This window comes from Planctobacterium marinum, assembly GCF_020687805.1.
Taxonomy (GTDB): Bacteria; Pseudomonadota; Gammaproteobacteria; order Enterobacterales; family Alteromonadaceae; genus Planctobacterium; species Planctobacterium marinum.
This window is the reverse complement of record NZ_JAJEWQ010000005.1, coordinates 211,957-227,221: the sequence shown is the minus strand read 5'-3', so window position 1 is coordinate 227,221 and position 15,265 is coordinate 211,957. Positions and strand designations below refer to the sequence as shown.

The 15,265-nt window shown below is 49.9% G+C and carries 15 protein-coding genes; 10 read left to right on the top strand and 5 right to left on the bottom strand.

Going from position 1 to position 15,265, the window contains the following annotated elements; all coding sequences use genetic code 11:
- The first annotated feature begins 32 nt into the window (after positions 1–32).
- Positions 33–452 carry a GNAT family N-acetyltransferase gene (locus LJ740_RS17245; protein WP_229530365.1) on the top strand — a complete coding sequence of 140 codons (420 nt, stop codon included), beginning with the start codon at positions 33–35 and terminating at the stop codon, positions 450–452.
- Here the strand turns inward: LJ740_RS17245 and rssA are convergent.
- Positions 449–1,411, bottom strand: coding sequence for a patatin-like phospholipase RssA (gene rssA / locus LJ740_RS17240; RefSeq protein WP_229530364.1), 963 nt, complete (start codon positions 1,409–1,411; stop codon positions 449–451). The two genes, LJ740_RS17245 and rssA, sit on opposite strands and share 4 nt — an antisense overlap.
- 147 nt (positions 1,412–1,558) lie before the next feature.
- On the opposite strand from rssA, the gene LJ740_RS17235 reads away from it, so the two are divergent.
- Positions 1,559–3,466: a M1 family metallopeptidase gene (locus LJ740_RS17235; protein ID WP_229530363.1), complete on the top strand. Its 1,908-nt coding sequence runs from the start codon at positions 1,559–1,561 to the stop codon at positions 3,464–3,466.
- A gap of 97 nt (positions 3,467–3,563) precedes the next feature.
- Here the strand turns inward: LJ740_RS17235 and LJ740_RS17230 are convergent, their stop codons facing one another.
- From LJ740_RS17230 to LJ740_RS17215, 4 genes are all read right to left on the bottom strand, one after another.
- Positions 3,564–3,965: a group II truncated hemoglobin gene (locus LJ740_RS17230; RefSeq protein WP_229530362.1), complete on the bottom strand. Its 402-nt coding sequence runs from the start codon at positions 3,963–3,965 to the stop codon at positions 3,564–3,566.
- A 120-nt stretch (positions 3,966–4,085) separates the two neighbouring features.
- Entirely contained in the window at positions 4,086–4,664 is a 579-nt protein-coding gene (locus LJ740_RS17225) for a YdcF family protein (protein ID WP_229530361.1), read from the bottom strand.
- Positions 4,645–5,214 carry a nucleotidyltransferase family protein gene (locus LJ740_RS17220; protein WP_229530360.1) on the bottom strand — a complete coding sequence of 190 codons (570 nt, stop codon included), beginning with the start codon at positions 5,212–5,214 and terminating at the stop codon, positions 4,645–4,647. Before LJ740_RS17220 ends, LJ740_RS17225 begins: the two co-directional genes overlap by 20 nt.
- 3 nt (positions 5,215–5,217) lie before the next feature.
- Positions 5,218–5,952 carry a sulfite exporter TauE/SafE family protein gene (locus tag LJ740_RS17215; RefSeq protein ID WP_229530359.1) on the bottom strand — a complete coding sequence of 245 codons (735 nt, stop codon included), beginning with the start codon at positions 5,950–5,952 and terminating at the stop codon, positions 5,218–5,220.
- A gap of 33 nt (positions 5,953–5,985) precedes the next feature.
- Between LJ740_RS17215 and LJ740_RS17210 the strand changes: the two genes are divergently transcribed.
- From LJ740_RS17210 to nirB, 8 genes are all read left to right on the top strand, one after another.
- Positions 5,986–6,495, top strand: coding sequence for a GNAT family N-acetyltransferase (locus LJ740_RS17210; RefSeq protein WP_229530358.1), 510 nt, complete (start codon positions 5,986–5,988; stop codon positions 6,493–6,495).
- Positions 6,492–7,070, top strand: a complete 579-nt coding sequence (gene mobA / locus LJ740_RS17205) for a molybdenum cofactor guanylyltransferase (RefSeq protein ID WP_229530357.1) — start codon at positions 6,492–6,494, stop codon at positions 7,068–7,070. Before LJ740_RS17210 ends, mobA begins: the two co-directional genes overlap by 4 nt.
- A 168-nt stretch (positions 7,071–7,238) precedes the next feature.
- Positions 7,239–7,841: an ANTAR domain-containing response regulator gene (locus LJ740_RS17200; protein ID WP_229530356.1), complete on the top strand. Its 603-nt coding sequence runs from the start codon at positions 7,239–7,241 to the stop codon at positions 7,839–7,841.
- 9 nt (positions 7,842–7,850) lie between these two features.
- A complete protein-coding gene (locus LJ740_RS17195; protein ID WP_229530355.1) occupies positions 7,851–8,921 on the top strand; it encodes a CmpA/NrtA family ABC transporter substrate-binding protein in 1,071 nt (356 codons plus the stop codon).
- Between the two features lie 322 nt (positions 8,922–9,243).
- Positions 9,244–10,572: a CmpA/NrtA family ABC transporter substrate-binding protein gene (locus LJ740_RS17190; protein ID WP_229530354.1), complete on the top strand. Its 1,329-nt coding sequence runs from the start codon at positions 9,244–9,246 to the stop codon at positions 10,570–10,572.
- 252 nt (positions 10,573–10,824) lie between these two features.
- On the top strand, positions 10,825–11,727 hold the full coding sequence (locus LJ740_RS17185) for an ABC transporter permease (protein WP_229530491.1): 903 nt from the start codon (positions 10,825–10,827) through the stop codon (positions 11,725–11,727).
- A 76-nt stretch (positions 11,728–11,803) separates the two neighbouring features.
- On the top strand, positions 11,804–12,643 hold the full coding sequence (locus tag LJ740_RS17180) for an ABC transporter ATP-binding protein (protein ID WP_229530353.1): 840 nt from the start codon (positions 11,804–11,806) through the stop codon (positions 12,641–12,643).
- A gap of 27 nt (positions 12,644–12,670) precedes the next feature.
- The gene (gene nirB, locus LJ740_RS17175) at positions 12,671–15,256 is read left to right on the top strand and encodes a nitrite reductase large subunit NirB (protein WP_229530490.1); all 2,586 of its coding nucleotides are present in this window, start codon (positions 12,671–12,673) and stop codon (positions 15,254–15,256) included.
- Positions 15,257–15,265: the final 9 nt, after the last annotated feature.

Genomic DNA, 15,265 nt, shown 5'->3' with positions numbered 1-15,265 from the left:
GCGAAGCACAGAGAGCAGATAAGAACCACTTTATGCATATTCAATATGAAATTAACGAAAACGTTAAGCCGGAAGATTTTCGCCAATTACTGCATGACTCTACGCTGGCGGAACGCCGTCCGGTGGAAGATTATGCCTGCCTGAAAGGGATGCTGGAAAACAGCAATCTGATCATCAGCGCCTGGCATGAGCAAAAACTGGTTGGTATTGCCCGCTCTGTGACTGATTTTCACTATTGTTGTTATTTGTCGGATTTAGCGGTGCACAAATCATTTCAGGGTGAAGGCATAGGACTGAAGTTGCAACAGTTGACGCAGCAACGCCTGGGACCCAAATGCAAAATCATTCTGCTGGCCGCACCGGCGGCCAAAGACTATTACCAGCACATAGGTTATCAACACAACGAACGCTGCTGGGTACTGGATAGGGAGCAGCATTTAGGGGCTGACTAAACGCTGATGTGCTCCAGTTTGTACTGCAGGATGGGGCGGTACAGGTCGACACATTCTTCCCCGATTTTTATCAGGGCTTCAGCCTTGTCAAAATCCATAATGCCGTAGTCAGACAGCTTTGGTTGGATCACCAGATCCGGGGGATCGCCCGCCAATTGTGAGCGGGTGATGCGATCCTGCATAATATCGATACACCCCGACATCACAGCGAATACATCGGGGGTACGGGCTTTTACCTGTTTGCGTTCTTTCAGTTGTTGCAGGTAGTTTTTGCCCGACAACAACAGTTTGTCAAAGTGATTTCTGTCCGAACCCGGCTTGGCCACGTAATCCAGCGGTTTTTCCGGTTCGCTGGGCAACTCTTCGGCTTCGGCCTGAGGGAGTACTTTTTCCTGATTTTTCGCTCCCAGATTGGACTTGTCTGAATTTAAATCTACCGCTATTACAAAATCCGCACCCATGGCTTTACACAGCGAAACGGGTACCGGATTAACCGTGGCACCATCGACCATCCAGCGCCCCTCATATTCGTACGGTGCCAGGATACCCGGAATGGCGCAGGAGCAGCGCAGGGCATGTTTTAGCGAACCCTGAGTTAACCAGGTTTCCCGCCCGGTAAATAAGTCAGTCGCTACCGCGCCAAAAGGCAAGTTTAAATCCTCGAAGTTTACGTCGCCGATGGTTTCTGTAACCTTTTCGAATACCTTTTCGCCACTGATCAGGCCGCCCTGACCAAGACCCCAGTCCAGCAGGCTGAATACCTGCCAGTTATCCAGACTTTTAACCCATTCCTGCAGCTCTGCCAGCTTTCCGCTGGCCAGTGCTGCGCCAACCAGTGCGCCAATGGAACTGCCGGTTACAATGTGAGGCTCAAAACCAATTTCTTTCAGGCGGTTGATTATGCCGATATGTGCCCAGCCTCTGGCTGCACCACTACCTAAAACTAAGCCTAACTTCATTGCACTACTCCCGATTTAACACTACTCATCATTGCGGTTTTTGTGGCGATTTTAAAGGGTTTTTTACGAAATTTTGTTGTACCCGGACCCGCTTTGACGCAGTATGTAGCCTGCTTTTATTAGGTCCATTTAGCTTGAGGATTAACGATGAAAAAACAAGCACTTATTTCGCTATTTATGTTGTTGGCTCTGGCCTCCTGCAGCAAAAATGATGAAACTGCAGCGACCAGGGAAACTCCCGTAACCACTGAACAGCCGTTGCTCAAAAAAGCGGCGCCTGACGGTATAAAAGTAGGTAAGGATTATCACTCCCTGGCCAACCCCGAAGAGATCAAAGTCACGCATATTTCACTGGATTTAACCGTCGACTTTGAACGAAAAGTACTGGCCGGTACCGCTGAGCTGGAAATCACACGGGTTAATCCGGAAAAGAAACGATTAATTTTAGATACCCGCGATCTCACCATATTGTCAGTGACTGCAGATGGCAAAGACGTGCCCTATATCCTGATGGAACCCGATCCTCATCTGGGTACCGGGTTATTGATCACCGTCCCGAAAAAAGCCCGGAAGATTACCGTAGCTTATGAAACCTCACCAGACGCCTCAGGCGTGCAATGGTTAACGCCGCAGCAAACCGCCGGTAAACAACAGCCATTTTTGTTCACCCAGGCACAGGCGATTCATGCGCGTAGCTTTATTCCGTTACAGGACACGCCCAAAGCCAGAGTGACCTACGATGCAATTATTCGCACCCCCAAAGAGTTGTTGGCTGTTATGAGTGCTGCCAATGATCCGAATACTGAAAGGGACGGCGTGTATGAATTCACTATGCCGCAACCTATCCCCTCTTATCTGATAGCACTGGCGGTGGGTGATTTACAGTTTAAAGCCATGGGAGAGCGCACCGGCGTTTATGCCGAGGCCAGTTGGCTGGAGCGTGCGGCAAACGAGTTTGAAGACACCGAAAACATGCTGATAGAGACGGAAAAACGCTATGGCGACTATAGCTGGGGGCGATATGACCTGCTGATCCTGCCTCCGTCTTTCCCGTTTGGTGGCATGGAAAATCCCAGATTGTCATTCATTACCCCGACGGTGATTGCAGGTGATAAATCCCTGGTGGCGCTGATTGCCCATGAGTTAGCCCATTCCTGGTCGGGTAATACCATTACCAATGCCACCTGGCGGGACCTCTGGTTAAACGAAGGTTTTACCACCTATCTAACCTACCGCATTATGGAATTTATATACGGCACTGACCGCTACAACATGGAACTGGTGTTAGGCGCGCAGGATTTAGCCGCTGACATCGCCAGTTTACCGGAGAAAGATCAAATTTTAGCAATCGACTTACGCGGTCGTGACGCCGATGATGTGTTTAGCAACATTCCCTATGAAAAGGGCGCTTTGTTCCTCAGGGAACTGGAGACTAAAATCGGCCGTGAGAACTTTGATGCTTTTCTGCTGGGCTATTTCGAACACTTTGCTTTCCAGAGCATCACCACAGAGCAGTTTATTGATTATCTGGATGACACTCTGTTAGCTCAGTATCCGCAGGAACTCAATAAAGAGCGTATTCTGCAATGGATTTTCCAGCCTGGTATTCCAGAAGGCGCACCCGGTGCCAGCTCTGATGCCTTTGCCATTGTGGATGAAGCCCGCGATGCCTGGTTGCAGGGCGCGTTGAGAGCCGGAGACATCGACACCAAAAACTGGAACTACCATCAGTGGAAGTATTTTGTAGATAAGCTGCCCGCCATGAGCATAGAACAAATGTCGGAACTGGATGCGGCGTTCAATTTTACCGGCCATCAGAACAACGAAATCGCCCACAGTTGGTTGCTGCACGCGATCAACAACGATTACAAAGTGGCCTGGGACAGATTATACGATTACCTCACCAGCATCGGGCGCAATAAGTTGGTAAAGCCCCTTTACAAAGCCTTGGCAGAAACACCGGAAGGTAAAGCCTTTGCGAAAAAGGCCTTTGATGTGGCCAAAGCGGGCTACCACCCGCTCACCGTAAAAGCCAACGAAGCTTACGTGCAGTAAGTTTCAGGAAATAATTTCAGGGGCGGAGTTGCTGAAACGCTTTCAGGCACTCTGACCCTTTGAAATTATGCCCCTTTGAAATGACTACCCCTTGATATCAGGTGTTTCTCATGTGGCGAGCTAGTTGCGTGATGGGTTGGCGGATGGCTTCCCGCACCTGGCCGTCACTGACTACCTCATTTAGCGCTTTGTTGAAGCAGTACAACCATTGTTCAATCATTTGCTCTGTGACGGCAAATGGCAAATGTCTGGCGCGAAGTCGCGGATGACCATATTGAGACTCGTACAGTGGCGGTCCACCCAGCCAGCCGGCTAAATATTCAAAAAACTTTTGCCGAAGTTTGTCCATTGGCTTAGGGTGCAATGCCAGTAACTCGGCGGCGACGGGATCTGACTCCATAATATCGTAAAACCGGTTTGCAAGTTGCCGTGTGCCCTGTTCTCCGCCTATGGCTTGATAAGCGCTGACAGGCTTTTTTTTGAATAATTTGTTGAGCAAATTTAAGCTCCTGAGGCTGAAACTGGCGGCATTATAGCGCCGAATTAAACTGACGCGGAAATAAACAGGGGATGGGCACTGTCAGAGTTTGGGGTATTGGGGTTGTCTGCAGAACGTAACTCAACTGACAGGCAATCCTAAAGATGACCAGTCGTAAAGGGTTTCCACCGCAGGAGTATCGGGAAAATCCCGGTAAAACTGGGTAATGGCCTGGCGTTCATGGGCGTATAGGGCATTACGCGACGGTTCAGTGATCACTGTTTCTGAAGGTTTGCAGATGATGTCGATGTGAGGACTAAAATGTCGAAGCCATAAAAAGCCTCGCTGGATGTGGAAATCAGAAGTCACCAGGTACACTTTTTTGACGTTAAACAGGCGTATCGCCTGAGCGCAGAGTTTACCGTCTTCGTAGGTGTTTCGACTGGCGGCATAAGGCAGAAACTGTGTAGCCGGGGCACCTTGTTGCTGCATCCAGCGTTGCACATGGCTGGCGTGAGCGCAGGGGTGCTGATTGAACTTTTCTCCCCAACCACCGGTACACAGGATGGGAGTGTTAAATTGCTGTGCAATTCGCAGAGCCTGTTTGGCTCGTTGTTGCATAACAGGCAGTAGCTCACCCTGGGCTGTGTTTTTGTAACCTAATACCAGGGTGATAACATCGCTCTGAAAATGGTGCAATTCAGGTTGAGGCCGGGTCATTGCCATTAATTCGCAGGGTGAGTTTTGGCCATTGTGTTAACCAGGCTTTGGCGGCAACACGGTCTTTAAACAGTGACAGAGGGCGTTTGTCATTCCAGGTGATACAGGCGTCAAATAACAATGCCAGACCCCAGGGAGCCACAAACTCAGGCTGCTGATTTTTATTCAGTCGCACCGCAATGGCGGTTTCTTTTTCCGGCCAGTTGGACATCGCCTCAGCACATCCTGAATAGGGAGCGTGGCCGTGTTTTTTATGCATTCTGGCCTGATTTTTTACATCCCACTCCATCTGCACAAACTGCTTTTGTAAATGCATTTTCGCCTGACTCTCACTGAAACTGTGGTCAGTATCAAAATAAATAATGTCAATATCATTAAGGGCTGAAAAACTTTTTTGATGCAACCGATCCCAAACCAGATTGCGCAAGAACCCCGCAGCAATATAAGCCTGTGGTAGCGCTAATTCCCGCACAGCCTCAAGCACCTGCATTCTGAATTTGTCCTGCAATAGCCAGCGGCTGATTGTCTCCTGCGCTTCAGTTTCCGTCATACTCTATGCGGTGCTTTTGAGTAGTGCATTCACCAGTGCGAAACTGGCCGACAGAGAACACAAGGTCAACAGAATCGGCCTGAAACTGTTATCTACAAAGCGCTGCAGGTGTTTGCCCGTCCAGAAACCCAGTAACGCAAAGGGCACCATAGTGAGGCTGATTAGCCAGGTTGTTGTCGTCATTAGGCCGGTAACCTGATAACCCACCAGGCTGATCACACAGCTGTAGACAAAGAAGATCGATAAATTTGCCCTAATGGTTCTGGCATCACCGTGTTGCATTACCAGCGCCATGGGTGGACCGCCAATGCTGGTGGTGGTACCTGCCACACCCGATACAAAACCCGCAATCCCCAAATTTCTGGCATTGGCGGGAAAGGGTTTCAACCACAGGGATACAACCACAGTCAGTAACACCATAGTAGCTACCGTAATTTGCAGTGTCGCGACAGACATTACTATTAACAACCAGGTACCCAATACCGTACCTGGGATCCGGCTGATAAACGGTGCTGTCATAGTACGCCATTGAATGGCGTTTCTCTGTTGCCAGGCATTACTGGCACTGACAACCAGCGCGGTTACGGTCAGAATGTAGGGCACCCATTGGGGTTGCATGACCACCAGTATAGGTGCCGCAACAATGGCCATGCCAAAGCCAATAGCGGCCTGAACAACACAACCTAAAAACAGTGCCAGCGCACAAATCAGCCAGATGTAATCGAATTCCAGGGGCATAAGTTATTCTTTAGAAGGGAAGCGGAGAATGCATTGATCTTACGCTTTTTCAGTTACATTATGGATACCTGTCTCAAAATTTTTTCGTTTATGTTAAACACTCAGGCCGAAGATTTAGCCATCTCAGCAGCATTGCCAACCCCGGCGGAGTTTAATGCCCTGCGACAGTTGATGGGGTGGCGATGTATGACGGAACAGCAAACCGGGAACGCGCTTAACCATTCTCTTTTTGCTATTTGCGCACGCCAGCAAAGGCGTTTGGTAGGTTTTGCCCGCGTTATAGGTGACGGTGTTATGTATTTTTATGTTCAGGACGTCATGGTACATCCTGGTTTTCAAAATCAGGGTATAGGGCAGCGAATGATGCAGCAAATAGAAAGCTGGCTGGACAAAAACACACAACCAGGTAGCACCGTCGGTTTACTATCCGCAGAGGGCAAAGAGGGCTTTTATCAACCTTTTGGTTATCAGTGCCGACCTGCCAAAGGGATCGGCGCTGGTATGTCGCGATTTGTATCTTCAGGCAGGCGGGACAAACCATGAATGACTCAATAAGTAACCGGTTTAATGGTTTGGTACTGGCTGGTGGACGCTCGTCCCGTATGGGCCAGGATAAAGCGCAGTTAACTCTCCCCGGAAGAATCTCTTTGCTGGAACATGCCCGACAGCAGTTGTTGTCCGCTGGTGCAGGTGAGGTTTACCTCAACCACAGTTCGGTGTCCGGAGCGCAGAAACTGGTCGAACCCTTTCCGGATCGTGGGCCGTTATCGGGTATTCACGCCGCGTTGTGTAATAACAGCCATTTACCACTGTTGATCCTGCCGGTGGATATGCCCCTGATGACGCCTGTATATCTTCGGCAACTGGTGCAACACGGCCAGCATAAACAACATAGTTGTTATTTTCATGAACAATGCCTGCCTTTATTTGTATTCCAAAGTGACCAGGCAAAGCAGCTAATCTCTGCATGGTTAAGTGCTGGCGAATCGCCTTCAATATGGCGGCTCCTAAAGGCTTTGCAGGCTCTACCGCAGAATATAGAGGATGCCAATGCCTGTAAAAATGCCAATAATCCTGAGCAATGGCGCGAATGTTTAAAATCGCTTGGCGCAAACTGATGGGCTGACCTGTGACAGCTTTTTTGCTCCATATTGGTGCATTCAATGCCAAAGTCAGGTGGGCGGTCTATTGCTAACCTTATGATATCTATTGAAAAAACTATCTGGCGTGGGAGTTGCTAATAATCACCTTAGTGCAATTAACCCGTAGCAAGTACCCATTTTTCCATGGCTCAAGACGATCATTCACAACCTCTATGTGTGTTGCTTATTGATGACGACCCGCAGCGGGCAACGGAGCTCTCTGCTGCGCTGGACAAGTCCCGTTATCAGGTCAAACACATGCTCGGTGCTGAGGTATCCTTGTTAAAGCAGGTGGATACCCTGCAACCGGATGTCATTATCATTGATATCGAATCCCCCAGTCGGGATATCCTGGATTCATTACATACTCTGAATAGTTTTAATCCTAAGCCCATTGTGATGTTTTCCGAGCAGGAAGATACCAACACCATCAACCAGTCGGTACATAGTGGTGTCAGTGCTTATGTGGCACGAGATGTCAGTACGACAAGGGTACGGGCCATTATGGATGCAGCGGTGGCGCGTTTTCAGCAAATGCAGTCGTTGCGCAATCAATTGCAGGAAACCCAACAGGAATTAGCATCCCGAAAAATCATCGAAAAAGCCAAAGGCTTGTTAATGGAGAATCGTAATTTGAGTGAGAAAGAGGCCTACCAGGTTATACGCAAAATGGCCATGGACAATGGTTTACGTATGGACCAGGTCGCGAAAAACATGATTGATATCATTACGACGTTGTCGGTATAAGGCGGGGATATGTTCACACCAGAAAAAACAGATATCAGCATTGGTTTTATGCCGTTAAGCGATTGTGCCCCCCTGGTGGTGGCAGAAAAACTGGGATTTTTTCAACAAAATAATCTCAATGTGCAGTTAGTCAGACAAAATTCCTGGGCAACCCTGCGGGACAAACTCCTGGCCGGTTATCTGGATATGGCGCAAATGCTGGCACCTATGCCGCTGGCTATGCATCTTGGTTTGGGGAGCAGCGCTCAGGACATGACAGTACCGATGATCCTGAGTTACAACGGCAACGGGATCACCTTGTCCAATGCCTTATTTGCTGAAGTACAGCAAGCCGGAGATGAGAGTGCGGCGCAATTGTTATCGGAACCTCTGAGCGCCCAACGGCTTAGCATTATCGCCAAAGAACGGCGTAGTCAGGGGCAGAAAAAACTCTGTTTCGCGGCCGTTTTCCCATACAGCTGTCATTACTATCAACTGGTTTCCTGGTTGCAGCAGGGCGGATTATCCGCTGACGATGTGGATATTCGCATTATCCCGCCTTCGGGGATGGTGCAGGCCTTAGCAGAAAATGAAATTGACGGATTTTGTGTGGGTAGTCCCTGGAATGCGGCGGCAGTCAGGGCGGGCATAGGGGCAACGGTAATCGCATCCTGTGAAATATGGCACAACACACCGGAAAAAGTACTGGGGCTTACCAGAGCATGGCAGGCACAGCATCCGCAAAGCCTGTTCGCGGTGATTGATGCACTGAAAAAGGCCTGTCAGTGGTTAGCCTCGAAACCTAATCGCTTTGAAGCCGCCCGTTGGTTGGCTGAACCCGAATACGTAGGTAGCAGTCTGGACAGTGTTGCACCGGCATTGCTGGACAGCTGTCTGACCACCGAGGGCGTGGATTGCCGTGAAATCAAGGGCCACACCTTGTTTCAGGTGCCGCAAAAACTCAATCAACCCACACCGGAACAAGGAATATGGTTATTGCAGCAAATGCAGCGCAGCCAGCATTTACCCAGGGATACGGATCTGCACCAGGTGATCCGTCAGGTGTATACCACTGAACGTTATGATGATGCACCGAGGTAGTGCCAAAATGCACTAAAAGGATCTCTGAATAACGCAGCTGAATGAATCGAAAAAATGTAAGTGATTGAAATATAACAGTTATAAATTTTGGCATTAAGAATGCAGTGCTAAAGTCAGAGTGATAAGAATAATAACAATCCACTCCTAAAATATCGCAAACAGCTATTCCAGGTGTGAATCGCTGTTTGCCAGGCAAAGTAGCCCGCAGAACGAATTTCTTTGAGAAATTCGCGCTGTGGGTTTTTTTTTGGCTAAAAAAAGAGGACACGAGATGTTAAGCACACATTGGATAAAGAAATTTAAACGCTCGATATGCGTTGCAATGTCTTCCGTAACATTGCTGTCGACTGCTGTTTTTGCAGATGGGGATTGGCCGGAAAAAGAAGAGTTGAAGTTTGGCTTTATCAAATTGACCGATATGGCACCGCTGGCCATTGCCTATGAAAAGGGTTATTTCGAAGATGAAGGTCTTTACGTCACCCTGGAAGCGCAGGCCAACTGGAAAGTGTTACTGGACCGGGTGATAGACGGTCAGCTGGACGGCGCGCATATGCTGGCCGGTCAGCCGTTAGGTGCCACCATTGGTTTTGGTACCCAGTCTCATATAGTGACGGCCTTCAGCATGGATCTCAATGGCAACGGTATTACGGTGTCTAACGATATCTGGGCGCAGATGAAGCCGCACATTCCCCATGAGAATGGCAAACCTGTGCACCCCATTAAAGCCGATGCCCTGAAACCTGTGGTGGATTCTTATATTGCCAAAGGTAAGCCTTTCAATATGGGCATGGTATTTCCGGTCTCTACTCACAATTACGAGCTGAGATACTGGCTGGCAGCCGGCAATATTCATCCGGGTTTTTATGCGCCCCATAAAGGCGATATCAGTGGTCAGATCGATGCTCAGGCGTTGTTGTCAGTGACACCACCGCCGCAAATGCCCGCCACCATGGAAGCCGGCACCATTTATGGTTACTGCGTTGGCGAACCCTGGAACCAGCAGGCGGTATTTAAAGGTATCGGCGTACCGGTGATCACCGATTATCAAATCTGGAAAGACAACCCGGAAAAAGTGTTTGGCGTCAGTAAAGAATGGGCTGAACAAAACCCCAATACCCATAAGCGTGTGGTAAAAGCGTTGATCCGTGCCGCAATGTGGCTGGATGAAAACAACAACGCCAACCGTCCGGAAGCGGTAAAAATACTGGCGAAACCGCAATACGTAGGCGCTGATGCCGACGTCATTGCCAACAGTATGACCGGCACCTTTGAATTTGAGAAAGGCGACAAGCGCGAGATCCCGGATTTCAATGTGTTCTTCCGCTATCACGCGACTTACCCCTATTACTCAGATGCCATCTGGTATCTCACGCAAATGCGCCGCTGGGGCCAGATCAGTGAGCAAAAACCGGATCAGTGGTACTTCGATATCGCCGAGCAGGTCTATCGTCCTGACATTTATGAAGCCGCGGCCAAAGATCTGATCAAGGAAGGATATGCCACACCGGCAGGATTCCCAGACTTTGCAACCGAAGATGGTTTCCGCGACCCGCAAACTCACTTTATCGACAACATTACATACGACGGTAAAGCGCCCAATGCCTACCTACAGAAGTTTGCCATTGGCCTGAAAGCGGACGACAAAATTTGACCCCGACTTCGTGTCTCGAAAAAGAGCATGTGGTTGTTTTTGGACCTTAAGTACAGGGAAGTACATTTTTTACAGAACTACTGAGAACGACTAGTAACCCGGACAGATATGGATTCTGTTTTTTGATTAACCCGTAAACTTACACCCCGGAGTATTGTCATGAACCGAACTGCAGCATTGCAAAAAGTGACATTCCTGAAATTACCTGCGCCACTGGCCAATAGTGCCTGGCTGGCCGCTTTAAGAAGCGCGATGTTGCCGTTGATCGGCCTGACCTTGTTTCTGGTTTTCTGGAACATCGCCGCTAAAAATATTGATACCTCACTGGGCCAGTTTCCCGGCCCGGTGCAGGTTTACCAACAGAGCGTGAATCTCTGGCAAGAGCATCAGGCCGAACAGCAAAAAGCGGAAGCCTTTTATGAGCGCCAGGAAGAACGCAACGCCCGGCGTGTCGCGGCAGACCCTGATTATCAGCCCAAAATCAGACCTTATACCGGTGCCCCGACTTTTTTCGAGCAAATCTGGACCAGCTTATACACTGTGTCTGTGGGCTTTTTTATCGCTTCGTTGGTAGCGGTTCCGGTGGGTATCTTATGCGGTTTAAGTAAATCCGCTTATGCCGCCATCAACCCGTTAATTCAGCTGTTTAAACCGGTATCACCACTGGCCTGGTTGCCGCTGGTGACGATGGTGGTGAGCGCGGTGTACGTTAGCGATGACCCGCTGTTTTCAAAGTCTTTTTTAACCTCCGCTTTCACGGTCGCCCTGTGCTGTTTGTGGCCCACCCTGATCAACACCGCGGTAGGTGTATCGGGTATTCCTGGTGATCTGGTAAACGTCAGCAAAGTGTTGCGTCTGAACGCCTTGTCGCATGTCGTGAAAATTGTTTTACCTGCTTCTATTCCTATGATTTTTACCGGTTTACGCCTGTCTCTGGGCATTGGCTGGATGGTGTTGATTGCCGCCGAAATGCTGGCGCAAAACCCGGGTCTTGGCAAGTTCGTCTGGGATGAGTTCCAAAACGGCAGCTCTGATTCACTGGCCCGCATTATGGTGGCTGTGCTGGTTATCGGGGCCATTGGCTTCTTCCTGGATCGACTGATGCTGATGTTGCAGCGCAAGGTCAGCTGGGACAAGTCCATCAATTTGAGATAACACCTGGGCAGCGCCGCAGCCTGAATAACAAACGCTGCTGCCTGCAAATTTTAACGCTAAACAGCGGAGCAAAATCATGAGAAAGCATTTAGAACTAACCCAGGTGGGCATCGAGTTTCCAACACCAAAAGGGCCATTTGTGGCACTGCAGGATGTCAACCTGACTATTGGAAAAGGCGAATTTATCTCCCTCATCGGCCATTCCGGTTGTGGTAAATCCACGGTACTGAATATTGTGGCAGGCCTGTATCAGGCCACTACCGGTGGCGCGATTTTAGAAGGCAAAGAAGTCAATGAACCCGGCCCGGAAAGAGCGGTGGTATTTCAGAACCATTCTCTGTTGCCCTGGCTGACGGCTTATCAAAATGTGGAGCTGGCAGTGAAGCAAACCTGCAAGCACATGGATAAGGCGCAAAAGCACGAATGGATTTTACACAATCTGGAACTGGTGCACATGACCCACGCCAAGGACAAACTTCCCGGCGAAATCTCCGGTGGTATGAAGCAGCGTGTGGGTATTGCCCGCGCCCTGTCTATGGAGCCGCAGGTGCTGTTGATGGATGAACCTTTCGGTGCCCTGGATGCCCTGACACGGGCCCACTTGCAGGATTCCTTGATGGAGATCCACGCCGAATTAGGCAATACCGTGATCATGATCACCCATGATGTGGATGAAGCGGTACTGCTCTCAGATCGCATCGTCATGATGACCAACGGTCCGGAAGCCACTATCGGTGAGATTCTGGATATTTCATTAGAGCGACCACGCAACCGCATTGAGTTAGCGGATGACAAACAGTACAACCACTATCGCCATGAAGTGCTGAGCTTCCTGTACGAAAAACAACGCAAGGTTGAACCTGTGGCGGTGAAAAAGTCGCAACAGCAAGCCGCAGCAAAGCCCGATGCGGCCTGATTGGGGGAGAACAGTATGACTAAGCAAATGACAACAGCACAATCGCGCATTGTCGTGGTGGGTAACGGAATGGTGGGCCATCATTTTGTAGAACAAATGGTGGAGGCCTTGCCACAAGCACATATCACAGTGTTAAGCGGTGAGCCGCGACTGGCTTATGATCGGGTGCATTTATCAGAATATTTCACCGGAAAAACGGCCGCTGAGTTGGCTTTAACCGATGAAGCCCGTTATCAGTCTTTGGGAGTGGAGTTCCACGTTAACGCCAAAGTGGTGGATATCAATAAATCGGATAAAACCGTGACCACCGAAAGTGGTGCTACCTACAGCTGGGACAAACTGGTGCTGGCCACCGGCTCTTTTCCTTTTGTACCGCCCATTCCCGGTCACGACCAGGAACACTGCCTGGTGTATCGCACCATCGAAGATCTGGAGGCCATCCAGCATTCTGCCAGTCAAAGCAAAGTTGGTGTCGTCGTAGGCGGTGGCCTGTTGGGTCTTGAAGCGGCTAACGCGCTAAAACAAGCCGGCCTGGAAACCCATGTGGTGGAGTTTGCCCCACAACTGATGGGTGTGCAACTGGACGAAGGTGGCGGTGCGCTGCTTAAGCGCAAAATTGAAGAGTTGGGCGTGCAGGTGCATACCAGCAAAGCCACAGAAATTATTGAAGCGGGTGATAACAATCGCTATCAACTGCGCTTTAAAGACGGAGCCGTACTGGGTACAGACATGGTGTTGTTCTCTGCTGGTATTCGTCCGCAGGATGCACTGGCCAGAGAATTTGATATCGAAATTGGTCCGCGCGGTGGCATCGTGGTGAATAACCAGTGTCAGACTTCAGCACAAGATATTTACGCCATCGGCGAATGTGCGCTGTGGAATAACTTTATATTTGGTTTAGTGGCACCCGGTTATCAAATGGCTCGGGTAGCAGCAAGTCATATCGCAGGAGGCGATTTGGCGTTTACTGGTGCAGATATGAGTACCAAACTTAAACTCCTGGGTGTGGAGGTTGGGTCTATTGGCGACGCTCATGCCAGAACACCGGGTGCCCTTACCTACATATTTGAAAATCAGCCGAAGCAGGTTTACAAGAAAATCGTGGTGGATGCCAAGCAGGAACTGTTGTTGGGTGCTGTGCTGGTGGGTGATACCGGCGAATACGATACCTTGCTGCAATTTGCCCTGAACGGCATGGCTTTACCGGAAAATCCGGAATCCCTGATTTTGCCTGCTTCTGACGGTGCCGCTCCGGCCATTGGCGCAGGCGCTTTGCCGGATACTGCGACGGTGTGTTCCTGTCACAACGTTTCAAAGGGCGACATCATTTCTGCGATGGACGGCGGTGCTTGCGATTTAGGCAGTGTTAAAAGTTGCACCAAAGCCAGCACTGGCTGTGGTGGCTGTACTGCCTTGCTGAAAACCGTCGTAGAGACCGAGCTGGAAGCGCGCGGTGTGGAAGTGAAAAAAGACATCTGCGAACACTTTGCTTACAGCCGCCAAGAGCTGTACCACATGATTCGGGTAGAGCAAATTCACTCCTTCGATGAATTACTGGACAAACATGGCTCCGGCCATGGCTGTGACGTGTGCAAACCCACGGTGGCTTCAATTCTCGCCACTGCCTGGAATGACTATGTGCTGAAGAAGCCCCACATTGGTTTGCAGGATACTAATGATCGCTACCTGGGCAACATGCAAAAAGATGGCACCTATTCCGTGGTGCCGCGCATTGCTGGTGGTGAAGTGACCCCTGATAAATTGATTGTTCTGGGTGAAGTGGCCAAAGAATACAACCTGTACTGCAAAATCACCGGGGGGCAACGCATCGATTTATTTGGTGCCCGACTGGAAGAGTTACCGGCTATCTGGCGCAAGCTTATTGATGCCGGATTTGAAACCGGTCACGCCTATGGCAAATCTTTGCGTACCGTTAAATCCTGTGTGGGCAGCACCTGGTGCCGCTATGGCGTGCAGGATAGCGTTGGCACCGCCATCAATATCGAAGATCGCTATAAAGGATTGCGCTCACCGCACAAAATCAAAATGGCGGTCTCCGGTTGTACCCGTGAGTGCGCCGAAGCACAGAGTAAAGATGTGGGTGTCATCGCCACTGAAAATGGCTGGAACCTCTACGTCTGTGGTAATGGCGGAATGAAGCCTCGTCATGCCGACCTGTTTGCTACCGACCTGGATACCGAAACCCTGGTGAAGTACATCGACCGCTTTTTGATGTTCTACTGTAAAACCGCAGACCGTCTGCAGCGCACGTCCGTGTGGTTAGAGAATCTGGAAGGTGGCCTGGAGTATCTCAAGCAGGTAGTGATTGAAGACAGCCTTGGCATCGCTGAGGAACTGGAAGCACAAATGGCAGCAGTAGTGGGCACTTACCAGTGTGAGTGGAAAACCACGGTGGAAGATCCCGAAGCCCTGAAACGCTTCCGTCAGTTTGTGAACAGCCCGGAACAGGATGAAAACGTCGTGTTTGTGCAGGAGCGTACCCAAATTCGCCCGGCCACCAGTGAGGAAAAACAAGCCTACTGGTCACAACAGAAAATCGCGGTGCTGGATGCCACGCATTCCGAAACGACACCTCACACCGAACCGGCTTAACAGGAGCAA